At 44.3% G+C, this 23,017-nt stretch carries 21 protein-coding genes; 2 read left to right on the top strand and 19 right to left on the bottom strand.

Annotated features, from left to right (window positions below):
* Window positions 1-39: 39 nt before the first annotated feature.
* Window positions 40-663, bottom strand: a complete 624-nt coding sequence (locus V7M78_RS11395; protein ID WP_333649561.1) for a hypothetical protein — start codon at window positions 661-663, stop codon at window positions 40-42.
* Between the two features lie 257 nt (window positions 664-920).
* Entirely contained in the window at window positions 921-1,460 is a 540-nt protein-coding gene (locus tag V7M78_RS11390) for a glutathione peroxidase (RefSeq protein ID WP_333649559.1), read from the bottom strand.
* A 464-nt stretch (window positions 1,461-1,924) separates the two neighbouring features.
* On the opposite strand from V7M78_RS11390, the gene V7M78_RS11385 reads away from it, so the two are divergent.
* Window positions 1,925-2,494 carry a TetR/AcrR family transcriptional regulator C-terminal domain-containing protein gene (locus V7M78_RS11385; protein WP_333649557.1) on the top strand — a complete coding sequence of 190 codons (570 nt, stop codon included), beginning with the start codon at window positions 1,925-1,927 and terminating at the stop codon, window positions 2,492-2,494.
* Between the two features lie 167 nt (window positions 2,495-2,661).
* Window positions 2,662-3,810, top strand: coding sequence for a lactaldehyde reductase (gene fucO, locus V7M78_RS11380; RefSeq protein ID WP_333649555.1), 1,149 nt, complete (start codon window positions 2,662-2,664; stop codon window positions 3,808-3,810).
* Between the two features lie 320 nt (window positions 3,811-4,130).
* Here the strand turns inward: fucO and V7M78_RS11375 are convergent, their stop codons facing one another.
* The 17 genes from V7M78_RS11375 to V7M78_RS11295 form a co-directional block, all read right to left on the bottom strand.
* Window positions 4,131-4,970, bottom strand: coding sequence for a Cof-type HAD-IIB family hydrolase (locus tag V7M78_RS11375; protein WP_333649553.1), 840 nt, complete (start codon window positions 4,968-4,970; stop codon window positions 4,131-4,133).
* The gene (locus V7M78_RS11370) at window positions 4,960-6,696 is read right to left on the bottom strand and encodes a class I mannose-6-phosphate isomerase (RefSeq protein ID WP_333649551.1); all 1,737 of its coding nucleotides are present in this window, start codon (window positions 6,694-6,696) and stop codon (window positions 4,960-4,962) included. Before V7M78_RS11370 ends, V7M78_RS11375 begins: the two co-directional genes overlap by 11 nt.
* Window positions 6,687-7,235 carry a glucose-6-phosphate isomerase family protein gene (locus tag V7M78_RS11365; RefSeq protein WP_333649549.1) on the bottom strand — a complete coding sequence of 183 codons (549 nt, stop codon included), beginning with the start codon at window positions 7,233-7,235 and terminating at the stop codon, window positions 6,687-6,689. The genes V7M78_RS11370 and V7M78_RS11365 overlap by 10 nt, the downstream gene beginning before the upstream one ends.
* Window positions 7,232-8,026 carry a glucose-6-phosphate isomerase family protein gene (locus V7M78_RS11360; RefSeq protein WP_333649547.1) on the bottom strand — a complete coding sequence of 265 codons (795 nt, stop codon included), beginning with the start codon at window positions 8,024-8,026 and terminating at the stop codon, window positions 7,232-7,234. The genes V7M78_RS11365 and V7M78_RS11360 overlap by 4 nt, the downstream gene beginning before the upstream one ends.
* 173 nt (window positions 8,027-8,199) lie before the next feature.
* Complete coding sequence (locus tag V7M78_RS11355) at window positions 8,200-8,931, bottom strand: GntR family transcriptional regulator (protein ID WP_333649545.1); 732 nt, start codon at window positions 8,929-8,931, stop codon at window positions 8,200-8,202.
* Between the two features lie 134 nt (window positions 8,932-9,065).
* Window positions 9,066-9,878, bottom strand: a complete 813-nt coding sequence (locus tag V7M78_RS11350) for a PTS system mannose/fructose/sorbose family transporter subunit IID (RefSeq protein WP_333649543.1) — start codon at window positions 9,876-9,878, stop codon at window positions 9,066-9,068.
* Between the two features lies 1 nt (window position 9,879).
* Complete coding sequence (locus V7M78_RS11345) at window positions 9,880-10,701, bottom strand: PTS mannose/fructose/sorbose/N-acetylgalactosamine transporter subunit IIC (protein WP_333649541.1); 822 nt, start codon at window positions 10,699-10,701, stop codon at window positions 9,880-9,882.
* A gap of 28 nt (window positions 10,702-10,729) precedes the next feature.
* Window positions 10,730-11,218 carry a PTS system mannose/fructose/N-acetylgalactosamine-transporter subunit IIB gene (locus V7M78_RS11340; protein WP_333649539.1) on the bottom strand — a complete coding sequence of 163 codons (489 nt, stop codon included), beginning with the start codon at window positions 11,216-11,218 and terminating at the stop codon, window positions 10,730-10,732.
* A gap of 53 nt (window positions 11,219-11,271) precedes the next feature.
* On the bottom strand, window positions 11,272-11,676 hold the full coding sequence (locus V7M78_RS11335) for a PTS sugar transporter subunit IIA (RefSeq protein WP_333649537.1): 405 nt from the start codon (window positions 11,674-11,676) through the stop codon (window positions 11,272-11,274).
* 174 nt (window positions 11,677-11,850) lie between these two features.
* Window positions 11,851-13,200 (bottom strand): FAD-dependent oxidoreductase, encoded by a 1,350-nt coding sequence (locus V7M78_RS11330; protein WP_333649535.1) that lies wholly within the window; start codon window positions 13,198-13,200, stop codon window positions 11,851-11,853.
* A gap of 14 nt (window positions 13,201-13,214) precedes the next feature.
* The gene (locus V7M78_RS11325) at window positions 13,215-15,194 is read right to left on the bottom strand and encodes a heparinase II/III domain-containing protein (RefSeq protein WP_333649533.1); all 1,980 of its coding nucleotides are present in this window, start codon (window positions 15,192-15,194) and stop codon (window positions 13,215-13,217) included.
* A gap of 13 nt (window positions 15,195-15,207) precedes the next feature.
* A complete protein-coding gene (locus V7M78_RS11320; protein WP_333649531.1) occupies window positions 15,208-16,815 on the bottom strand; it encodes a response regulator in 1,608 nt (535 codons plus the stop codon).
* Window positions 16,815-18,638 carry a cache domain-containing sensor histidine kinase gene (locus V7M78_RS11315; RefSeq protein ID WP_333649529.1) on the bottom strand — a complete coding sequence of 608 codons (1,824 nt, stop codon included), beginning with the start codon at window positions 18,636-18,638 and terminating at the stop codon, window positions 16,815-16,817. The genes V7M78_RS11320 and V7M78_RS11315 overlap by 1 nt, the downstream gene beginning before the upstream one ends.
* Before the next feature lie 121 nt (window positions 18,639-18,759).
* A complete protein-coding gene (locus V7M78_RS11310) occupies window positions 18,760-19,644 on the bottom strand; it encodes a carbohydrate ABC transporter permease (protein WP_333649527.1) in 885 nt (294 codons plus the stop codon).
* An 11-nt stretch (window positions 19,645-19,655) separates the two neighbouring features.
* The gene (locus tag V7M78_RS11305; protein ID WP_333649525.1) at window positions 19,656-20,591 is read right to left on the bottom strand and encodes a carbohydrate ABC transporter permease; all 936 of its coding nucleotides are present in this window, start codon (window positions 20,589-20,591) and stop codon (window positions 19,656-19,658) included.
* 75 nt (window positions 20,592-20,666) lie between these two features.
* Window positions 20,667-22,100 (bottom strand): ABC transporter substrate-binding protein, encoded by a 1,434-nt coding sequence (locus V7M78_RS11300; RefSeq protein ID WP_333649523.1) that lies wholly within the window; start codon window positions 22,098-22,100, stop codon window positions 20,667-20,669.
* 367 nt (window positions 22,101-22,467) lie between these two features.
* Window positions 22,468-22,812 (bottom strand): cupin domain-containing protein, encoded by a 345-nt coding sequence (locus V7M78_RS11295; RefSeq protein WP_333649521.1) that lies wholly within the window; start codon window positions 22,810-22,812, stop codon window positions 22,468-22,470.
* Window positions 22,813-23,017: the final 205 nt, after the last annotated feature.

Raw genomic sequence — 23,017 nt, 5'->3', positions numbered from 1 at the left:
ATAAAGTGGGGAATTTTCTCCGCCATTTTTGGGACTTTTTTATTGACAATCACACTTAAAGAAATAATACCCGCTCTGAGTCATATAGCTTGAAAAATCGTAGCTGGTATAGGTGGTTGTGAACGTAGAAGTTATCGTGCTGCTTCCCCTGTAAAGACGCACCTCATATTTATTGGCATCTTCGCATTCATCCCAGAAAGCTGTTCCGTTCTCCTCATCCCACTCCAGGTTATCCACAGTCAGATCATAGTCACCTTCTTCATCCTCCAAAGCATCCAGCGTTATATACACGATCAGTTCACTGCTGCTCCTGCTGACAGAACTGACTGTCCCATCAGAACCACTGAGGTTTACACTGCTTTTGGAAAAGCCTGAAGCAAAGTAATAATCATCTTCTGCTTCTAAAATAACCTTTAATTTAGGCTTGGCTCCATTCTCCCATTCGTCATCCGGTTCATTTGTGACCATAACATCACTGACACTGAATTTGCTGGAACTGGAATTGACCGTTACATCGCCACCGCTTTCTCCAGCCTCAATCTCTGACGATATGGAAAGGGAAACACTGCTGATCGCTGTTCCTGTTGCCGCCAGTGCCGTAATTGGAGTTACTGACAAAACTGCTGCTGTGATAAATACTGTACATCTTTTTAGCATATCCATATAAATTCCTCCTCATTTCAGCTTAAATTTATCCACTGCTTCATAAATCTACCATGTGAACCTAAAACAAACCTTAATTTTTCATCATAAGTCTGTGATTATTTTGTACACACAGCTCTTTAAGATGTATCTGGCAAATAGGAAATCAACCTATGGGGAAACCTGTAGGTTGTTTTTTAGTATTCCCGGCCACAATGGACAGGTAGAAGTATATCAGCCTGCATGGATTGAAACCACCGGTGCAGGCTGTCTTTATCTTACAATTGCAAAAGCTCTTGAATATCTTTTTCCAACTGCTCCGGCTTGTAGGCTGGGGAATAACGTGCTTTAACATTTCCGTTTTTATCAATCAGAAACTTACCGAAGTTCCATTTGATATCTCCCGGTTTGGCAAAGGGCTTGATCACTTTAATCTTTTTTTCAAAAGACTTTGCCTCTTCATCTGCAAGATCCTGGGGTGCCTGCTCTTTCAGCCAGACAAAGAGTGGGTCAGCATCCTTTCCGTTGACATTCACCTTGGTAAAGCGAGGAAAAGTCGTATTATAATTGAGCGTACAGAACTCTTCGATCTTTTCATCACTTCCCGGAGCCTGAGCCAAAAACTGATTGCATGGAAAGTCCAGAATCTCCAGACCCTCTGTCTGGAATTTTTGGTACAATGCCTCCAAGGCTTCGTATTGAGGTGTCAATCCACATTTGGTTGCAGTATTGACAATCAGCAGTACCTTACCGCTGTATTTGGAAAGTGATACCAGCTCTCCTTTGTTGTTTTTCACTTGAAAATCGTACACATTCATTTTAATTCTCCTTTGCTGTTCATTTATTTTTACCCTACCAATGCTTTTATAATATAAGGCATAATCTTTAAATTGCGCAAAATCTCCTTTTAAATGGTATTCTTTTAATTTATCTCTTATCTTACGCTGAACCAAACCATTCTGTTTAGAACGGCATATGTTCTCTGGTAATCATGTATAACATTATATAATACTCTATCTTATAAGAAAACCCCCTCCCTCACTTTCTAACTGGAAAGCAGCCCCCATGGATTGTCCATAGAATCTCGCTGGTTTTTACTAACCGTTAGGGGAATACCTTGTTATTCTGCATAAATTGCCTCATTGTCATTTTTATCACTAATTTTTATTGTATCGGCGTTCTGAAATAATGTTAAGGTGAGATGAAAAAGCCATACCAATTGTTCACAAAGCCTTTTCTTTGTGGTAAAATAAATCATAATAAAAGAGGACGGGGGCTGAATATGGCAGAAAACCCTAACAAAAATGATAAAACAAAATACCGGCTGGCTGACTCCATAAAGGAATGTATGAAGACCAAGAATGTGGATAAAATCACGGTCCAGAACATTGTAGATGGCTGCGGGATGACGAGACAAACCTTTTACCGGAATTTTAAAGATAAGTATGATTTGATCAACTGGTATTTTGACAAGCTGGTACTGGAATCCTTTGCTCAGATTGGAGTGGATAAAACCGTATGTCAAAGTTTATGTGAGAAATTTAATTTTATAAAAAAGGAAAAGATATTTTTTGCAGAAGCGTTCCGCTCTGATGATTATAATTCTTTAAAAGAACATGATTTTGAACTGATTATAGGATTCTATACGGATCTTTTGACCCGTAAGAAGCATGGTCCTTTACCCGATGATATCCAGTTTCTATTGGAGATGTATTGTAGAGGTTCCGTTTATATGACAGTCAAATGGGTCTTATCCGGAATGAAGCAAAGTCCCGAAGAAATGGCACTAAGTTTAACAGAAGCCATGCCTCCGGGTTTAGCCGCCGTATTTACAGAAGTAGGACTGATATGATTTATAGTAGATATACCCATAATAAAAGTTACAATCCAACATTTATGTAACATTTGTTACAAAACAAAAGGATTGTAACTTTCTTTTTTATAAGCATTTTGTTAAAATAATAACATATCAGACATGTCAGTACATTGATTGGAAGGAAAAGAAAAGGAGAGATTATCATGGCAAACAGAATCGTATTAAATGAAACGTCATATCACGGCGCAGGTGCCATTCAGGAGATTCCTGGCGAGGTTAAAAAAAGAGGATTTAAGAAAGCGTTTGTTACCTCTGATCCGGACTTGATTAAATTTGACATTACATCCAAGGTTACAAAAATCCTGGAAGAAAACGGATTGACTTATGAGATATATTCTGATATCAAACCAAATCCTACTATTGAAAATGTCCAAAATGGCGTGGAAGCCTTTAAGAAGTCAGAAGCTGATTATATCATTGCCATTGGCGGAGGGTCTTCTATTGATACGTCAAAGGCCATTGGTATTATTATTACAAACCCGGAATTTTCTGACGTAAGAAGCCTGGAAGGTGTGGCACCGACCAAAAATCCAAGTGTTCCCATCATTGCTGTTCCAACCACAGCCGGTACCGCAGCAGAAGTAACCATTAACTATGTAATTACTGATGTGGAGAAAAAACGTAAATTTGTTTGCGTGGATCCTCATGACATTCCAGTGGTTGCAGTGGTCGATCCGGATATGATGGCAAGTATGCCAAAAGGTCTGACAGCAGCTACCGGTATGGATGCTCTGACTCACGCAATTGAAGGTTATATTACAAAAGGTGCCAATCCTATTACAGACATGTTTAACATTAAGGCAGTAGAGCTTATTGCAAAGAGCCTGAGAGGTGCTGTGGATAATACTCCGGAAGGCCGGGAAGGTATGGCACTGGGCCAGTATATTACCGGTATGGGATTCTCAAACTGCGGTCTTGGTATCGTTCATTCTATGGCTCATGCACTGGGAGCTGTATATGACACCCCTCATGGTGTAGGCAATGCCATTCTTCTTCCTACCATTATGGAGTTCAATGCCAATGAAACCGGTGATAAATTCCGCGATATCGCAAAAGCAATGGGAGTAGAAAATACAGAAAAAATGACCAGTGAAGAATACCGCAAAGCAGCTGTGGAAGCAGTAAAGAAGCTTTCTGCAGACGTTGGAATTCCTGCTGATTTAAAAGAGATTGTAAAAGAAGAAGATATACAGTTTTTAGCAGAGTCTGCAGTGGCAGATGCCTGTGCACCAGGAAATCCAAAAGAAGCCAGCCTGGAAGATATTATCAGTCTTTACAGATCCCTTCTTTAATTAGTGCCGAATAGTAGCGGGAAGCTTCTATTGTCTGTTTCATGTAATATAAAAAGCAGATGGACTGTCCACCTGCTTTTTATATGCGCGTTCCACAAAACATGGATTACTGTCTGAATTATTATGGTATAGCTTATCCTCTCTCTGCATTTCCCTAATTCACCATATTGAATCATATCATTTCGTATCCACAGCTCTTTAAGATGGATCTGGTGGTGATTAGTATTGTGATTCTTTGTATTGTATCGGCAATTTTGTATCAGGGGATTTCTTTGCAGCTTTCCTGCAGTTTCCCTGCTGACACCTTCATCCCTGATCCCTCATGATCTTCGAAGAACGTGCTCCAATACCCAGGCCACCCCCTCCTGATCATTGGTTTTAGTTACAAAATCCGCTGCATTTTTCACCTTTTCCGGCGCATTTTCCATGGCTACACCGATTCCGGCGCAGGCAAGCATCTCCACATCATTTTCACTGTCTCCAATGGCCATCACCTGGTCCTGTTTTATTCCAATGGTATGGCACAGGTATTTCAGAGCCTCTCCTTTGGATGTTCCCTTCCGGTTAAACTCCAGGCACAGCGGTCCTGTTTTCAAAATACAGAAGTCCGGGAAACGTCTGCCGCATGCCGCCACCCTTTTTTCCGTCTCCTCATCAAAAGCCATAAATCCAATCTTCTGGATATCTTCCCCCTTATCTTTCAAAAAGCCAAGGGGATCCATAAGCTTTCCTTTCCTGGAAAAGCCCACTGATGCCATATAAGGATGTATCTTCTCCATCTCTTCTGAGCGGTTGCCGTCTTCATAATACTGATCCTTCTGCTGAAAATAGCACTGGCCGTTTTCAGTCAGCAGATAACTCAGCAGATCCATGCCCTCTTTAAGCTTTATTTTGCTTTCATACATATACTCCCCAGTTCCCGTATCAATGACTGAAGCCCCGTTTCCGGATATTACATAAGGAACTCCCAGCCCCAGAATCTCTTCAGGAATCCAGCTATAAGTCCTTCCTGAGGCAGGTACCACCACCACACCTTCTTTTATCCACTCATTTAGTGCTTCTATGGTGCCCGGCGACACCTGCCCGTCAGACTTAAGGGCTGTTCCGTCCATATCCACAGCCACCAAGCGGATCTTTGCTCCGCAAGCTTTATCTGACATATGCTTTTATCAAACCGATCTTTTCATTCTCCTTTAACGGCCTCACCCGGTATGGGCCCACACTGGCCGGCACAATAAATGTCTCCGCATAATGTACCTCATACGGCTCAAAATCTCCCGACGGACTTTCCACGACTGCAGACGTTCCTTCTACCAGATTTAGCATGTGGACGGTGTCCATGGTATGGAACTCTGCCGGCCGGTCCAGCCAGTAACGTCTTGTCTCAATAAACTCCAGTTCATGAAGCCCTGTGTGCTCCTCCCTGTATCCTTCCTCCTCCTTCACCGTATAGCAGGCGTTTACCAGGTTTTCCTCCACCCATTTCGTGGTTCTGTCCCACTGGATTACGTTCAGTCCATGGTCGATATGAATGGGTCTGGGCTTTCCATCCAGCCCCAAACGTCCCCAGTCCCACAGCTTGAAGGTGAATATATAAGGTGTCGCGCTGATTTCCAATACCATGACGTTGCTTCCCGAGCAGTGACAGGTTCCCGCAGGAATCAGGAAATGGTCATGCTTTTTCGCCGGAAAACGGCTGATGTATTTTTCCGCATCAAAGGCACATTTGCCTTCCTGTGCACCCTTGAGCGCTCCTATCATTTCCTCTCTGTCAATCCCCTCCTTTAGTCCCAGATATACCACTGCGTCCTCTTTTGCGTCCAGAATATAATAGCTCTCATCCTGAGTATACTGCATACCGAATTGCTTTTTTATGTAATCGGTCAGGGGATGTACCTGCAGGCTCAGATGCTGGCCGCCCATGGTATCCAGGAAATCGAACCGGATTGGGAATTCCGCTCCGAAACGGGCGTAAACCTGCTCTCCTAAAAGCTGCTTTGGCTGATACAGCACCAGATCCATGGCAGGAACCTCCACCAGCACCCCGTCAAAATTAAACAGCAGGCTATTTTCCTCCGGCACCCCATCAAAGCTCCAGGCATAATTTTCCTCGGAAGCATCCAGTCCGCAAACCTCCTTCATCCACTGTCCTCCCCATACCCCGGGGTCAAAATAGGGCACCGTACGGAACGGCCGTCTGGCAGTCTTCTCAAGAGCCGTCAAAAAGGCCCGGCCGCTTATCATCTTCGGAGCTCCAGCCTTGTTGGTGTCCATCAGATAATCCATGCGTTCAAACAGCTGCGCCTTGTGTTTGTCGGCAATTCTCCATTCCACAAAAAAGCCTCTTTTATACTTCTTTAAGATATCTTCATCCCCGTTATCCGCCTGGTAATTTCCCATCCCCCTGCGGTAACGAAGCTGAATCTCCCACCTGGCCATATCCAGATAAACCAGCATATCTCCACGGGCCACCAGGGAGGCTCCAAATCCATAAACAATCGTAAATCCTTTTGCCTCCGCCACCTCTTCCCTGGCCTTTGACAATTTTACCGTGTCCATGAAATCCAGAATCTCTCCTGCATACATCTTTCCGAAAACACGGTCGTCGGTCAGCTGGTATTTTAACTGTTCCCGGATCGTCTTTTCATCCTTAAAAACCTCTGCTGTCCGCACCAGGCGGTCTGCCCCCAGGCTTGAAATCATATCAAGCACTTCATTATCATCGACCCCGGGATAACAATCCAAAACCATAACGTAGGGTGTTTTTTTTACCCCGGATTTTAATTCCTCTAAAATTTCCCCATACCCGTCAAATACCTCACGGCCAAACCCCGGGACTCTAATCTCCGGGTGCTTGTTATATCGGGATTTCCTTTCTATATACATACGATTTCTCCATTCTTTTTATAAACTCTCACCGGAAACGGATGCTTTTCCACCCATTCATAGTTATGGCCGGCGCAGGACGGCCAGCAGGCTCCCACCTTCAGCACCTGATCCCCGGTATTTACCAGACGATGAGCCAGTTTCCCCCTGACATAATGAAGGGAATTGGGATAAACCCTCTCCGCCCATGCATTTCCTTCCAAATCCATCAAAAGAAGAAGTCCTTCTCCTGCCAGGCCAAAATAAAACTCTCCGCAAGAGGTATCTTCATGCATGTGTCCTCTGGTGAAATTGCACTCCCCATTGACACGCTCCGGATACATGACCGTAAGTCCCCAGCTCAAGCTTCCGGGCCCAATGCTGTCCTCATCCTCATAGCAATAAACCTCATACATCACCCGCTGGGGATCCTCTGCATGATTCTGATCCTTATACGCCGTCAGGATATCCTTTAACAGCTTCCGGCTTTTCATCACCGGCTTTCCTTCAATCACTCCATTATAAAAATTATGAATTGCTTTAGGCTCTGTGATCTTCATGGCTGAAATTCCTCCCATATCTTTTTATAATCCTGGGACTTTGTCACAAAGGAAAACTTTTCTTTATTTTGCTGAAACTGAGTATAAACAGGAATCCCCCTGCTGATCCCAAACTCCGTATACTCTCTTGGCGCCTGCTCGATCAGACATCCTCCCTGGTACGCAGGGTTTTTTCTCCACAAAATATCATTTTTCTCCACGTATGGGAAATAGGCAATTCCCCCATGGCTCCTGACCGCCCCATATTCAAATCCATAATCCCTGACACACCATGCACCGAAGCACATGTTTCTCGACACGTCAGCGTTTACCGTTGCATGAACCCAGCCAGGCGGAACAATCACCACGTCCCCGGCTTTTGCGCGGACCGCATAGCAATTACCCGGATTGTCTTCCCCTGACTCCTGCATATAGATGATGGCCTCGCCGTCCCAGATCTCATAGACCTCAGGTGTGGAGTATCCGCAGGAAGGGCTGATTCCATGGATATGGCCCTGGGAGCGGACCGGCTCCCTGCCAATGACTCCTGCCGCGTAAACGACTGCTCCGTAGAGAAGGTTGCGTCTTTCCATATCTTCCCTGTCTTCTTCACATCCCACATCCATGGAGATGGCATAAAGTTCCTCCGGTCCACCGCAGGCCGGATCCGCCAGGGATGTTCGGATGTCATCCAGCCGCCGGATCTCCGGCACAGGGCCGAATACTCCCTCCCCATATGTGAATCCCATGGGATGTGACTGTGGTATAATTTTAAAGCCCGGATAAAAATCCATTTTGTCCTCTCCTTTCATTTTTGTCTCCTGATGAATCAAGCCGATAGGCTTACATATCCAGTTGATTCACAAATTTGTTCCCCCCATATGTACCGGAATGAAATGCAGCTGTCGGAACAGCCTTACCGGTTTTAAAAATGGGAGTGCAACAGTATTCACTGCCGCACTCCCATTCCTTATTTTTCGCCGGTCTATTTCTTGATTTCAACAGAGTAGGAATACCGGTCTCCTCTGTACAGGCTGACGGTATACTCCACCACCTCGTCGTTCCTGTCATAGGAGGTTCGAATCCTCAGCAGAACCGGTATAGTTTTTTTCATATTCAACAGCTTCTGGGTACGGCTGTCCGGCATGGTGCAGCTAAGCTTCTCCACGATCTTGACCGGTCTGATATCCATTGACTCCAGCATGGCGTACAGGCTCCCATAATACAGTTCATCGTCCATAGGAAGCTGCCTGTTCATATGAAAATAGGACTGGAAAATAACGATCGGCTCTCCGTCCCCGGTCCTCACCCGCTCCAGACGGTATATGGGAACCCCCGGTTCGATGTGAAACACGCCGGCCAGCTTTGCATCTGCCTTGATCACCTCAATATGAGCGTAACTGGTTCCGGGTTCAATACCCTTCTCCTTCATTTCGTCCGTAAAGCTGTAGATTCTCGTAAGGAACTCCTCAATGATATTCTGATAAATAACTACCGTTCCTTTTCCTCTTGCCCGCTTTACCAGCCCCTCCTTCTCCAACTCCTGGATCGCCTGCCTGGCCGTGATCCGGCTCACCTGATACATGCCCTGCAGCTCCGTCTCACTGGGGATGATGCTGTCAAACTCATACTCTTTCTTCAGAATCTTATTGCGCAGAATATCACTGATCTGTATATATAAGGGTGGTGCGCTTTTTGAAGTATTTAATTTTTCCATTCCTGCAATCTGCCTTTCCGCGTCTAAAGTGCTTTTATGCGGATCTCACTTATTAATACGCTATAACATTATAATAAGTAATCCCTTTTCACTTGTCAACGTTCACTTGGCAGACTGCCATAAGTTTGCAGTATTTAGAAGAATCCGACGGTCACTCCCACAACGGAAATAACAACCAGTACGCCCATAACCTTCAGTGCTGACATTTTCTTCTTTGACATCAGCCACCAGCATAAAAGAATTGTCATTAAAGGCAGCAGTCTGGGGAAAATGCCGTTTAACACGTCATTTACCACGACCGTTGACTCCGAGTTTCCGGTCTGAATGTTCATGATTGAATTGATGCTTACATAGGATGCCCCAACTCCGCCGACCACAATGGCGCCTAATAAGTTAAAAGCCTCACGGATTCTCTGGGAAGCTTCCCCTACAATCAGATTCACCGATCTGGTGCCCATCTGGTAGCCCTTCATAAAGAGATAATAGCTTGCCGCCGTCACGGAAGTTATAAAGGTAACTATGTAAAAAAGCGGTCCCAAAGCGTTTCCTCCCTGGGAAAGGCCGATAGCAATGGATAACAGCAAAGGTACGAACATGCCTGGAACCATGGCATCACCGATACCTGCCAAAGGTCCCATGAGGCCTAACTTGATGCTGTTGATTACCTCATCGTCAATATCCGCTCCGTTAGCCCGTTCCTCCTCCAGACCGCAGGCGATGCCGTTGACAATGCTGCCGATCTGAGGCTCCGTATTATAAAATGCACAGTGACGTTTTAAAGCTGCTTTTTCCTCTTCCTTGTCATTACCGTACAATTCCCTGATAACCGGCGCCATGGAATCGGCAAATCCAAAAGCCTCCAGCCATTGAAAAGACATGGAAGACAAATTTCCGCACAGCCAACGCAGCCAACTTTTCCTTAATGTGCTCTTGCTGATTTTTTTCATATTACAATTCCTCCTCCATATCATCTGATGCCGCGGAAACTTTGACCGTATTGTCTTTCTGGGTATACAAGTAATAGCTGTATGCGAAAAATGCGCCAAAAATAGCAATAGTAATCATATTGATCCCCAGAGCCGCAACCAATGCAAATCCAAACAGGAATCTGACAATTTCGATATTTTTCTTGGTAACCTGCTTTAAAAGAATGGCAACTCCCACTGCCGGCAGCATACCGCCGATAGCCGTCAGCGCTCTCATGACAAAAGAATCCACCGGAAACATGGCAGTAACTTCCAGGGCCAGCCCCTGGCCGAAATACAGAATAGCCACGGTAGGTATCACGCGATAGCAAAACTGCAGGACCTGAGGACCCACCCAATGATTGAAGGCCAGCCCTTTATAATCTCCATTCTCCGCACATTTCATGGCTCTTGCGTTCCAGAAGGAATTGGTCATCATCATGAAATTATGGAAGATGGTTCCGATTGCTCCTACCGCCGTTGCAATGGCCACCGCTGATTCCACGGTCGCATTGGATCTGACCGCCATGATTCCCAGGCCGACACCGATATAAGCCGCCGCATTCAAATCCTGGGGCATCTGACCGCCGGGTGTGACAAGCGCAATATATACCACCTGTACCGCGACTCCAACGATGATACCTGTCTGAACATCCCCCATGATCAGCCCGATTAAAAAGCCGGAAATCAACGGTCTGGAAAGGGTGTACCAGCCACCGGTCAATCCCAGTGCCCAAGGACACGACAAGGAACCCAGATACGATAAAATACCGATTAAAACTGCTTGTATAATGTTTATCTGCATAATAATATCCCCCTAAATGTTCAAATAATTAAAGTAGTTTTTGCCTGACATCTCTCCACCTCACCTTTGTGAAATCAGGAACCAACTGGAACTCTATCTCATAGCCGGCCTGATGAATCCGCTCATAGCTGGCCATATCTTCCCTGGTGATATCCGCATTTTTATTGACCCGAACGGTATTCTGCCTGGCACTTTGGGGACCCACATTTAAAATACCGGTGTTTACCTTCAAACCGTAATCCACCAGCAGCTCCGCCATAGTATCAGGTGTTTTAGTAATAACAAAATAATTCTTGCTGCTTGCCACCGCCTCATCCATCTTTGTACGGAACTTTTCACGGCTCCAGATAAAAGTCTTCTTTGTAGATGCCGCCAGCAGCGCATTTTTAATCACATCATTAGATGCCGCCTTATCATCCACTGCAATGATCCCGTCGCAGGGATATTCCGTGGACCAGCGGATGATAATCTGTCCATGAATGATTCTGTCGTCAATTCTTATAAAACTGATTGCCACCCTCAATACCTCCTTTTTATTTTTCTTCCGGCGTATGCCAGGAGAACCATCTGCTATAGTTCTTCATCATCGCCTCCGCACTGCATCTCAAATAAATGCAGACTGCCCTGTGCTTCTTTTGCACAGCGCTTCACCGTTTCCCGGCTGCTGTCTCCTGCTGCCAGGACAAGCAGCAGAAGCGGCAGGTTCATGCCGGAAACAACACTGGCTCTGTCCAGGTCCCCCATTTTACCCAGCAGCTCCAGTATGGTGTTATAGGGAGATCCGCCGGAAATGTCGCAAAGAACGGTCACCGGCTCTTCCCTGTCCAACCCTTCCAGCAGTATTCCCAATTCTCCCCGAAATGTCTCAATATCTTTCTCCTCTGTCAGGCAAAGATACGAAACATCCGGCAGATTTCCAAAAACCATCTTTGCGGCATTGTACATTCCCTCCGCCATTGTGCCATGACTTACCAAAACAACTTGATTAATGATTTTTCCTCCTTTCTTCTTCGCTACAAGTTATTATATTGTTATAACAATATAATATTGTATTTTCTTCTGAATGTCAAGATTTTTTATTATTGAGATTAGCTTAAATATATTAGGAATTATTCTTCCATTCTTTATAAAAAATACCCTGGCAGAACTTCACATTCTGCCAGGGCTTGATTGATTATTCATTATATAAACCTTCTGTTCCCTCAATCTCTTTCTCAATAATCCGGTATCTACATCCCCAAGTTCCAAAGCCCCGCCTTCCTTCACTCCAAGGGCTGCCGCAGTCCCTGCTGCCTGACCGGTTGCAAAGCAGGCAGACATAATCCGTACAGACGCCATCATTGCCCGGTCCGCACTGATGGACCGTCCTGCAACAGCCAGGTTTTTCATGCCTTCAGGAATCAGACAACGGTAAGGAATTCCATAGCATTCCCCATTTTTATATTTGGAATCCCGATATAGTTCCTCATTTTCTCTGCTTTCCTCAGGCACCGCTGCATGGAGATCGATAGGATAGGAGTAGTAAGCAATCGCATCCGGAAAATCAGCCCGGTTTCTATAATCTTCCTTTGTCAGTGTATAGCCGCCCTTAATTCTTCTTGATTCCCTTATTCCCAGATAAGGGCCGCTGGACGCTAACACACAATGCTCCATACCCGGAACGTATTCCCTTAAAAACTGAATCATTTCCGGCAGTTTTCTTCTGGCTTCCATTTCTGCCTGACTTAAATTCCATGGGTCCAGAGGTTTTAAATCATACACATGGCCAAAATTCAGACCAGCCATTCCATCCGCCTGAAGAGCCATGCCGCAGAGTTTCGTCTCACCTGCGGGAAAGCGTCCGTCTCTTTTGGCTTTCTCCGAGGCAACAGACAGGTTTCCATTTTCCCCTTCTCTGCGGACATAGTCCATAAACCGTTCCACATCAATACCTGCTGCACGAAAACAGAGAGTTCCTGCCTGCACTCTGCCCTGAGCATCTCCATATTCCCAGGAAGCGCCTGCCATAGCGGCCAGATCCCCATCACCTGTGCAATCTATAAAATATTTGGCTTCCAGCCACTGAAACCCGCCTTTGCCGAATACCTGAACTGCTTCTATTGTTCCATCATGGGATTTTACATCTGTCACTGCTGTGTGGAATAACACCTCGCAGCCGCTGTCTGTTACCAGATGATCCAGAATGGGTTTCAAACGCTCAGGATCAATGGGATACCAGTCAATGCCCTCCATCCGGTCAGGCTTTCTGTCATAAAACGGGCTTTCATATCCTCCCTTTTTCAGCTCTTCCAGAATTTCCCGTCCAATTCCTCCAATGAGATCCTGTACTCCGTTGGTATAAGGTCCAAAGGCAGGTACACAGGCCAGAGTCGCCATACCGCCAAAATATGCCTCCTGTTCAATAATCAGAGTGTTACAGCCGTTTCTGGCCGCTGCTATAGCTGCAGCAACACCGGAAGGACCTCCTCCTGCCACGATTACATCATATTGATTCTGCATTTTTTCCACTCCCTTTATAATAAAATCTTTCTTTCTTCTCCATTTGCTTCCGTTACATGAATATTCATACTTCCACCTGATTCTTCAAATGATACTGCTTTCACCCTGCACTCCCCATCACTGCTGGTAATCACATGGGCAAACACGGCCTCCCCCCCAAAGCTGCGCTCAATTCTGTAGTTAATATCAGATACAGACGGGTTATCAGGCCCTCTTCCGTTGAATACAGTCTGGCCAAAGCCAAAACCATAGATATGGGTGGTGACATCCCCATCTTTATAAGCAGTCACAATCTGGTTGTCAGCTTTTGTCTGTACCATGGAATGAAGCTGCTTATAAGGCTTTTTTTCAGAAAACACGTCCACAGGCTGACCTTCCGGTGCCAAAACCGTCTCTCCTGAAACATGCATCACCCAGTCAATGGACAGGTCGGGGGCAGCCCCTTTTACAATAAATACTTCTGCAAAGTAATCATCTGTCCAGGCAATTTTCCTTGTCATCTTAACAGGTCTGTAATTTTCTTCCTTCCACTGAACAATGGTAAAACTGTCGGGCATTTCGTAAGGAGCTGTCCAGTCTGCCTCTGCCTCCACATAAACCACACCCTCCAATTCCTCATACCGCTTCAGAATACCGTTTACAGGAGCCTGATTTTCTTCTCCAATGGTAACTGTATTGTGAGAACCAGTATTTTTATAGAAATTATAATGCATGAATGCACCGTAGCCGGTTGTTCCAAGATCAGGAGAAATCCGTTTTCCATAAGCGAGATAGCTGATACCCAGACGGTCGTAATGATCGTGCTCTCCTCCGTAGCTGTCATGCTTAAACAGGAGATAACGGTTATCAGCTCCCCTTAAAATGGTGTTTCCATAAAGTCCTTCTTCTACATGGTAATTTTTAAATGAATAGCTGCACTCCTTCAGTTCATCCGCACCGTAAATAAATGCTTCCAGGTTATCCCGCTTCTCTTTTTTATATAACTCATTTAAAATATAAAGCAGCTTATCTCCTCCTATTTCCCTATAGGCAAACTCATAGAGATGAAGGCTGGAAGACGTGTGCCCATAGTTTGTGTCATTTAACATAGGGATCCCAAATCCCGGCTCCAGATAATCCGCTAACAGCTCCATCATTGCCTTATAATTAGGATGGCTGATATGGCTGTGAGGTGTATGTAACGCAAACTTTTCATATGCAAAAAAGCTGGTTAACGCATAAAAATGGTAACCAAAAGCTCCCTCAAACCACATATGATTCTTAAGCATTCCATGCTCTAACTGATAAAGGAGGCCGTATGGCTCATAAACTGCAAACTTCACATAAGAATCCACATCAAAAATCAACCCGATCACAGCAATGGCTGAATTAATGATCACCTCATGATTATGTAATTGATTATGGCGGTGCCCGATTAAAAACTCTGCGCCGGGAAGCAGCATTCCATCGCGAATGGAAGCCCTCTCTTCCTCTGTCATGAGATCTGACAAGAGATCATAGGTCATGGCAAAGCTGCGCAGAAAATTGGCCTCATCAAGAGTCTGGGCTCCTGATTTGCCGGGGCCATTGTAAGGAATATCTCCATGTACCTCATAATCTTTGTAATACTTGGAATACTCTGTCATGATGGAAATGGCCTTTTTCCCATAAGACTCTTCGCCGGTCACCAGATAAAACAGTGCCATATGGAAAGAGGATATATAGTTTTGGGAGTTAATAAGACCCCACCATGTGCTGTCATAAGGTTCCCCTGAAAATTCCTGACCACAGGCAGGGCATTTATGGCGGTGTTGATCCTTGCGGTTAAATTCCAGAAAAACCGAACATTTGGGGCAATAATAATAGAGAGCCCAGTTGGCAATTCCCTTTTTCGGAACCAGAATTGGTTCTTCCATGACTTCGCTTACTTGCTGTCTCAGCCGTTCTATGGATTCCGGCCAAAACTTTCCTTTTTCCTGTAAATATCTGACTTCTGCTTCTGTAAACTGTATCATGTTATGCCCTCCCTCAATATAATCGCTCTTTTTCCACTACCTTTTTAAATTCTGTTGGGGTACAACCGTAAAACTTCTTAAAACTGCTGGCAAAATACCTCTGATTATCATAACCGCACTCCTCTGCCACTTCCTGTATCCTCAGGCCGGTTTTCTGAAGCAGTATGCCTGCATGTTCCATCCGCTTCCTTATTAAATACTCACCAAAACCTTCCCCGGTATGCTGCTTGAAAATCTGGCGTACATAACTGGAACTGAAATGTACCTGTGCGGCAACCCATTCCAGGTCTATATCGCTGTTTTTCAGATTATTTTCCAGTAAAAGCTTGATCTGCTTCACGACCGCACTTGCTTTTGTTTCCTCAGAATGCTCAGAAACAACAAGACAGCACCTTTCTATGTAGTCCCCCAGCATTTTCTTCATATCCATAAGACTGCCGTAATGAATCCTGTCCTGCATATAAGCAATGGGTTCCATTTCATCTCTGCCATAGCCTGCTTGTTCCATATCACTTTGGATTGCATACACCAATTCTCTCACCGATACACTGATATAATCACTTTTCTTATTGGCTAAGGAGGCATAGCTCTTCATCAGGTCATGAAGCTGTGCAGCGGCTTCCTCTTTCTGCCCGGTCCGTATAGAAAGGCGGATCTGGTTTTTCCTGTCTCTGATCTGGGAACTGCTGCTTTTCTCCTGTGTATCATTTTCTTCTCCATAGAACATAATGGGTTTTTCTGCATCCAGAGTTCCTTTCCAGACAGCCATAGACTCCTGATAGGATACACTTAAATCCTTTAAACTCTTATAAGGACGCCCCAGAGCACAGCTAAGCTGTATCTGATAGTACTTTTTTAAGCTGGCCTGGATTTTCTTCATTCCTGCCCTGACTTTCCCTGAAAATACAGCTTCACTGTCTCCTGTTCCGCACCAGATTACAGCCAGATGAGTTCCATCAAAACTGACAGCATAGATTCTGATTCCAGGAGGAAGATACCCTTCCCGTACCAGCAGTAAAAACTCCTCTACCCGTTCCTGGCTTCCAAAATCCCAGGTTCCTCCTGTAAGGTGTATCACTCCTGCCAGATAGTAATCTCCTGATAATTCCACACCAAGCTGCTGATAGCCGGTATCCTTCCAGTCCCGTCCCTCCAGTAAATCCTTAAATGCCTTTTCCCTTGCAAGACCTTCTCTGATAAAAGCCTGCTCCCGAAGCAGACTCATATTCTGCTGGAGCGCTTTCTGACTGTCCAGCTCCTGTATCATCTTCTGAAGAACTTCCGTCAGTTCCTGAGGCAGAAATGGTTTTAAAAGATAATCCTTTACCCCCAGAGAAATTGCCTGTCTGGCATAATCGAATTCATCATATCCGCTGATTACTACATTTTTACTGAATAGCCCTGCCTTCTGCATCTCCTTGATCAATTCCAGCCCGTTCATAAAAGGCATGGATATATCTGTAATTAAGATATCCGGCTTTAAAAGAATTGCCGATTCTAAAGCCTCTCTTCCATCCCCTGCTGCTGCAACCACTTCAACGGGCAAAGAAGAGCTGCGAATATTTTTCACCAGCAGATCTCTTACATAATCCTCATCATCCACAATCATAATCCGATACATCAATCAATCCCCCAATCTCTTACCGGAAGAGTAAGAATTGCCTTGGTCCATTGACCTTTTACACTTTCAAACTGAAGTCCGTAATCCTCCCCGAAATACAGGCGGAGCCTTTCATTTACATTATAGATCCCATAGCCTTCTGAACGGTCCGTCTCACCTTTTCTCAGGGCTTCGTTGAGAACCTTCAGCTTATCTTCCGGAATTCCTGCTCCATCATCCCATACAATCAGCTTTAATATCTGCTCCTTTCCTGCGCAGCACTGTTCTTCGTATATCCGTATCAGCCCTGTCCCCTGCCTCTCTTTAATTCCGTGATAAATGGAATTTTCAGTCAGAGGCTGTAAAATCAATTTAATTACTCTGCAGTCCAGCCACTGCTCTCCTACGTCAATCTGGTAATTCAGCCTTGAGTGATAGCGGATTCTCTGAATGTCCAGATAACTGGTTACGTGTTCAAGCTCCTCCCTTAAGGTGATTACTTCAGCTCCTTTACTCAGTGAAATGCGAAAGAACTTACCCAGAGAATTGGAAAGAATGCTGATTTCCTCTGCTCCCTGGTCCGCTGCCTGCCATGTTATGGCATTTAAGGTGTTATAGAGAAAGTGCGGATTAATCTGGGCCTGCAAAGCCCTTAGTTCAGCCTTTCGCTTCTGTTTCTGCACTTCGGCCGCATAATCCCTCTCCCGCTTTAACTCCTCAATGGTCTCTTCCTGCTTTACCACCAGGCTTTGAATTTCCCCGATCATATAGTTAAAGCTCTTTGCCAGACTTCCTACTTCATCTTTATAAGGATAGAAAAACCGTGTATTGAAATTGCCTTTTTCAACCAGACTCATGCGCTTTTCCAGTTTTCTGAGAGAACTGGTCAGTTGATGGGACAGCAGCCAGATAGTTGCCACACCAATGAGGAATATAACTCCCATAGTTTCAAAAATTACATTTCTTAAGCTCTGCAGGCTTCCAAGAAGGGTTTCCCTGGATTTCAGCCCCCAAATTTGCCAGCCATTTTCTGAAAGAACAGCACTGGTTACCAGATAGGTGTTGCCCCCATACTGATAATCACCGGTAATCACAGTTTCTTTTCCCTTCCATTCTTCTGCCATCTTTATAAGCTCCGCAGAGTCAAGGCCCTCTGAGCCTATAATCGTATTCCCGTTCTGATCCAGAATCAGAATCTTGTCAAAAAACCCATACTTTCCTTCTAACAGATATTCCAGTTGCTTTACCTTTAACTGAAGCACCAGATACAAGCTGCCTGCATACCCCTGAACACTGAACTGTCTTACACAAGGAATGATTTGATCAGTATCCTGGAATATCTGATCTCTCTGGGGCGGAAACCACCGGATCGCTTTTCCTGATTCTTCCATATAGGATTTATAATACTCAGATTCTTTAAAATCAAACTGCCAGTTTCTTATTCTGACAAAATTATCGAACTCACCTTTATCTGTATAAATATAGGACGAATGCAGGAGATTTTCTCCTATCTCCAAATCTTTTAAAAAAGAAGAAACTGTTCCCATGGCTTTTACCACATTGATATCATTGGGATTATTTAAATAGTCGGAAACGCTTACGACAAAGGTAAAATTAGTCAGCATTCCCTGGGACCTCTGCCTGATCACTCCAAGGCGCATATCGAGAGTATCCACGATTTGTACAAGCACACTTTCTGCACTGACCCTGAAATTCTCTTCAATATCATGAGAGGTATATTTATAATAGGAAACCCCGCTGATTGCCGTACTAAAAAAGAACATAATCCCAAATATCCAGATAATCTTGCTTCGGAACTGCAGGTTGTTAAAGAATTTTTTCATAATCACTTTCCTTGTCTTAAAGCCTTATTCAGCCTCTGCGTTATCATTCTTTTTTATCATATCATCCGAAAGGAAAAATAGCCAGAACATGGATATGTTCCGGCCATTGGGCTTTATATGACTAACCCTTTACCGCACCGGCCGTAAGCCCTGCAATAAACTGTTTATTAGCAAATAAGTACACAATCAGGATGGGTATGATGGCAATGGAAGCACCTGCAAGCATAATATGCCACTCTGCCGCTGCATTGACTGAGTATTTCAACTGAACAACCGCAACAGTCAAGGTCTGAAGCTTTGGCATGGAGATCGTCATAATAAGGCTGGTAATATAATCATTCCAGGCATTTCGGAAAGAAAACAAGGCCACAACTGCAAGAATTGGTTTGCTTAAAGGAAGAATGATGCGGGTATACACACCGTAGATACTGCAGCCATCAATAATAGCGGCCTCATCCAATTCCCTTGGAATCCCTTTTGTAAAGCCCATAACCAGAAACACATTAGTGGCCTGGCCTCCGGTCAAAGCGATCACCAGCGCCAACATGGTCTTGTTGATTTTCAAAGCTCTCAGCAATTCATAAATAGGATATAAAGTAACAGATCCCAGAGATACAAACATCATGGACATATAAAGGGCAAGCAGAATCTTTTTACCTGCAAAATCCCTTCTTGCCATAACAAATCCTGCAAGGGAAGTGGTCGCTGTTGCAAGAAGTGTCACCGATACGCTGACAATCACACTGTTTAATGTATATTTGGTAAAATCCGCCTGTATAAAGGCTTTGTAATAATTTTCAAAATGCCATACCTCCGGGAAAAAACCGCCTCCCTGAGTCAGCTCTGCATTTGTCTTTAAAGATCCCAAAACCGTATAGATAACCGGATACAATGTAAAAACAATCATAACCCCTAAAAAAATCCATTTTGCAATCAAGGCTGCCCAGGCTTTTTTAGACAGATGTACCTGATTCATTTTTATTTCCTGTACTTTTGCTTCTGCCATAATCCGCCTCCTTAATAAATATCATCCAGTTTCTTGGAAACCTTTAAGTAAATCACTGTAACCGTACCTGCAATCACTGCTGAAACCACGCTGACTGCTGCACCATAGCCGTACTGCGGAACCGTCGCCTCGGCTGCGGAGATGGGGAAGAAATACCGGTAGCCGTACAGGGACATTACCATAGTTGCATTATTGGGACCGCCCTCAGTCAGCACCATCACATTGGTAATGTCGTGGAATGCCGATGTAATAGCCAGCATCATGATAATCTTTAAAATCGGTCCCAGCATGGGAATAATGATATACCATATCGTCTGCAGTTTTCCAGCGCCGTCGATTCTGGCACTTTCAATGGCATCCGTGGATACCTGCTGAATACCGGCAATAAAATATACCATATAATTTCCTACCCCGCCCCAGACGGCAGTAATAATCAAAGTCTTCATTGCATGGCCTTTTCCAAGCCAGTTTATGGGACGGCTGATCAACCCTGCCTCCAGAAGGTATTTATTGACCTCACCGTTATAGGCATTAAATAACAGGTAAAATACAAGACCCATAACAGCAGAACTCATAATAGTAGGAAGGAACATAATACTCTGGGCTGCTCCATTTCCCCGTTTCTGCTGATTCAAAAGAAATGCCAGGAAAAAGGCCAGAGGTATAATAAAAATAACTTTTCCGAATCCATAAGTAAACGTATGAAGTACACTTTCCCAGTAAACTTTATCACGGAACACTCTTGCCAGATTGGCAAGGCCCACAAACCTTGGCGCACCTGTCCCATAACCGCCATACTGATAGAATACATACTTTAACGTCCAAACAACCGGATACAGAGAACAGGCTGTAAAAAGAATCAGATTAGGCAGCAAAAACGAATATGCCTGCAGGTTGTTTTTTATGGTCTTGTTCTGAAGAGGACTCCTCTTTTTCCTTGCTTCCATCTGTGTACTCCCTTCTTAACAAAAGAGGGGCTGCCTCTTTCCCAAAGTGGCCCCTCTTTTTCTTTCCCTTACTGATTACTGTAATGTTGGATTCATCGGGTCATAACCGGCGATCTTAATTTCATGGCCTGTGCCATTTTTAACCGCTTCCTCATAAGCCTTGTTATAACGCTCTGTTAAATCCTTTAATGTTGCCTCTATATCTGCATTACCGTAGTAAACAGATTCACAGGTCTTATACATATCCTCACCTTCCACTACCATGCCGGAAGCAAACGCAGTGTGAGGAGGCTTTGGAAGAAGAGAGTCAATATCAGTGATCAGCAGCCATTCCTTATTCTGAAAATCTTCGCTTGGCTTTGCTTTTTCAAGTACGCTCGGAAGAATGCTGACACCAAATCCACCTTCATAATATCCTATTAAATAATCTTCGTTTGCAAAAATATCTTTGTATACCTTAAATGCCTTTTCTACGTTAGGGCTCTTTGCATTAAGAACATATCCGCCTGTTCCTGTAAAGTACTGTTTTCCTGCTGTCTTGCCTGCCACCGTGGGAATCGGCACACAATCCCATTTATCGGAATCCATTGGGAACTGATTCTGGTAAACACCTGGTTCTGCATGACTGTAAGACATATACATGCCGATCTTTCCTGCCGCAAACTGTGTTCTTAAGGGGTCAATGTCAAGAGACTCGCAGCCTGGGAAAGCACTTTCCTCAGAAAGAAGTTCTTTCCATAATTTCAGTGAATCTGTCCAAGGTGTAAAATCGTATTCACCCTTTGTAAAATCATAGCCGCGGACAAGACCTGTTTCACGCTCCAGGCCAATCATTAAAGAACGCTGCAATCCGGAACTTGCACTCTTCATATTTTCAGCAAATCCATAAATACCTTCACTGGATAACTGGGATGTAATGAGTTTTGAATATTCTACTACCTCTTCCAGAGTTTTTGGCGGCTCTGCAATACCTGCACGCTCAAAGATTTCTTTGTTGTAGAAGAGACGGCAGGTGGTACCGTTGGTAGGGATAAAGTAAAGCTTTCCATCCAGTTCATTATATCCCGAGAAATATACTCCCTTAAAATACTCCTTCATTTCGTCATCCATAAAGTCATAAAGGTTTGCCCACTGGCCTTCATTCACGTATTTATCAAACATCTGATCCTGCTGTACCAGAAGATCAGGAAGCTCTCCGCTCTGCACTGCCATATCAATGGCCTGAACATAGTTGTCAGTATAAAGCTGGTAGTTAACCTGGATATTATCTGTATTGGCTGCGTTGTATGCGTCAACCTTTTCCTGAACATAAGTAGCATCATGGCGATCCTTAGACCAGATATTAATTACTGTTTTTTCACCGCCGGACTGAGCTGCAGTCGTTTCCCCCGCTGCAGTTGACTGGGCTGATGTTGTGTTATTATTTCCTGCTCCGCCTGAACAACCTGCCAGCACACCGGTTGTCATAAGTGCAGCCATCATAATTGCGCCAATTTGTTTTAATCTCATAAGATGATTACCTCCCGTTTATTATTTATGGGTACATTATACGAAATAAACCTATGACCGTAAATGCAATTTCCGTCAATCCCATGTTCGAAATTCGATGTTCCAGTTCACACTTTGGACACATTTATGTCAGAAACAAACAAGAAAGAATCCCGCTTGCGGGATTCTCCGCCTGCGGCGGGTCGCCTCGGCGACATCCAACCCTACCGCCGCAGTGCGATCCTCCCGGAGGGTTTTTATCGTATAGGACGAACTTTCCTATACGATAAAAAAACTACCAATGTAATATTGGTAGTCAGTTGTTTGACCTTCCCTCTACTGTCGGGGAACCAGCACCCCGACAGCTTCACTGGCCTTTCATCAATGTTTATAGAAAATCTTCCCGCATAGGCGTAAAGAAATCCACTAAAATTCCTTTATCAAGACAAACGCATCCATGGACAACACCATCCTGCTTTAAAAGAGTATCCCCTGCTTTCACAGTCTTTGTCTCATCTCCTATGGTGAACTCAAAAGCTCCGCTTGCCACATAGGTGATCTGGGTATGAGGATGGCTGTGCATGTTTCCCACAGCACCTTTTTCAAAATGGTTTTCCACACACATCATGCTGTCGCAGTATGCCAGGATCTTTCTGACAACTCCTTCTGCCGCCTGTTCTCCGTCTATGTCTTTGTTAAACACCCATTTCTGATTTTTTTCTGTCTTTTTCATTCTGATCTCTCCTATCTCCTTTTTAAATGCCTGCTCCTCTAATACTTAATCTGACCTGATTATACTTTGAATCACCATAAAATACAAGTTTTTCAAAGAATGCAGATGTCCAACACCTTCTCTTACACTTTTCACACAGAAGAGCAGCTGAAAAAGCAGATATTCCTTCTGCTTTCCCAGCCGCCCTTTATTATGCAGGCCTTTT

It is taken from the genome of Lacrimispora sp., from assembly GCF_036758025.1.
Classification (GTDB): domain Bacteria; phylum Bacillota; class Clostridia; order Lachnospirales; family Lachnospiraceae; genus Lacrimispora.
Note: the sequence above shows the minus strand (reverse complement) of the source record. Positions and strands in the feature narration are given on the sequence as shown.

What these genes read in the sequence shown, in the direction of transcription:
- V7M78_RS11310 (WP_333649527.1), bottom strand. Translation starts at nt 19,644, where the DNA reads ATGGCAGAAGCAAAAGTACAGGAAATAAAAATGAATCAGGTACATCTG.
- V7M78_RS11320 (WP_333649531.1), bottom strand. Translation starts at nt 16,815, where the DNA reads ATGTATCGGATTATGATTGTGGATGATGAGGATTATGTAAGAGATCTG.
- V7M78_RS11305 (WP_333649525.1), bottom strand. Translation starts at nt 20,591, where the DNA reads ATGGAAGCAAGGAAAAAGAGGAGTCCTCTTCAGAACAAGACCATAAAA.
- V7M78_RS11370 (WP_333649551.1), bottom strand. Translation starts at nt 6,696, where the DNA reads ATGTATATAGAAAGGAAATCCCGATATAACAAGCACCCGGAGATTAGA.
- V7M78_RS11355 (WP_333649545.1), bottom strand. Translation starts at nt 8,931, where the DNA reads ATGGAAAAATTAAATACTTCAAAAAGCGCACCACCCTTATATATACAG.
- fucO (WP_333649555.1), top strand. Translation starts at nt 2,662, where the DNA reads ATGGCAAACAGAATCGTATTAAATGAAACGTCATATCACGGCGCAGGT.
- V7M78_RS11315 (WP_333649529.1), bottom strand. Translation starts at nt 18,638, where the DNA reads ATGAAAAAATTCTTTAACAACCTGCAGTTCCGAAGCAAGATTATCTGG.
- V7M78_RS11360 (WP_333649547.1), bottom strand. Translation starts at nt 8,026, where the DNA reads ATGAAAGGAGAGGACAAAATGGATTTTTATCCGGGCTTTAAAATTATA.
- V7M78_RS11345 (WP_333649541.1), bottom strand. Translation starts at nt 10,701, where the DNA reads ATGCAGATAAACATTATACAAGCAGTTTTAATCGGTATTTTATCGTAT.
- V7M78_RS11395 (WP_333649561.1), bottom strand. Translation starts at nt 663, where the DNA reads ATGGATATGCTAAAAAGATGTACAGTATTTATCACAGCAGCAGTTTTG.
- V7M78_RS11300 (WP_333649523.1), bottom strand. Translation starts at nt 22,100, where the DNA reads ATGAGATTAAAACAAATTGGCGCAATTATGATGGCTGCACTTATGACA.
- V7M78_RS11385 (WP_333649557.1), top strand. Translation starts at nt 1,925, where the DNA reads ATGGCAGAAAACCCTAACAAAAATGATAAAACAAAATACCGGCTGGCT.
- V7M78_RS11295 (WP_333649521.1), bottom strand. Translation starts at nt 22,812, where the DNA reads ATGAAAAAGACAGAAAAAAATCAGAAATGGGTGTTTAACAAAGACATA.
- V7M78_RS11390 (WP_333649559.1), bottom strand. Translation starts at nt 1,460, where the DNA reads ATGAATGTGTACGATTTTCAAGTGAAAAACAACAAAGGAGAGCTGGTA.
- V7M78_RS11325 (WP_333649533.1), bottom strand. Translation starts at nt 15,194, where the DNA reads ATGATACAGTTTACAGAAGCAGAAGTCAGATATTTACAGGAAAAAGGA.
- V7M78_RS11375 (WP_333649553.1), bottom strand. Translation starts at nt 4,970, where the DNA reads ATGTCAGATAAAGCTTGCGGAGCAAAGATCCGCTTGGTGGCTGTGGAT.
- V7M78_RS11350 (WP_333649543.1), bottom strand. Translation starts at nt 9,878, where the DNA reads ATGAAAAAAATCAGCAAGAGCACATTAAGGAAAAGTTGGCTGCGTTGG.
- V7M78_RS11330 (WP_333649535.1), bottom strand. Translation starts at nt 13,200, where the DNA reads ATGCAGAATCAATATGATGTAATCGTGGCAGGAGGAGGTCCTTCCGGT.
- V7M78_RS11365 (WP_333649549.1), bottom strand. Translation starts at nt 7,235, where the DNA reads ATGAAGATCACAGAGCCTAAAGCAATTCATAATTTTTATAATGGAGTG.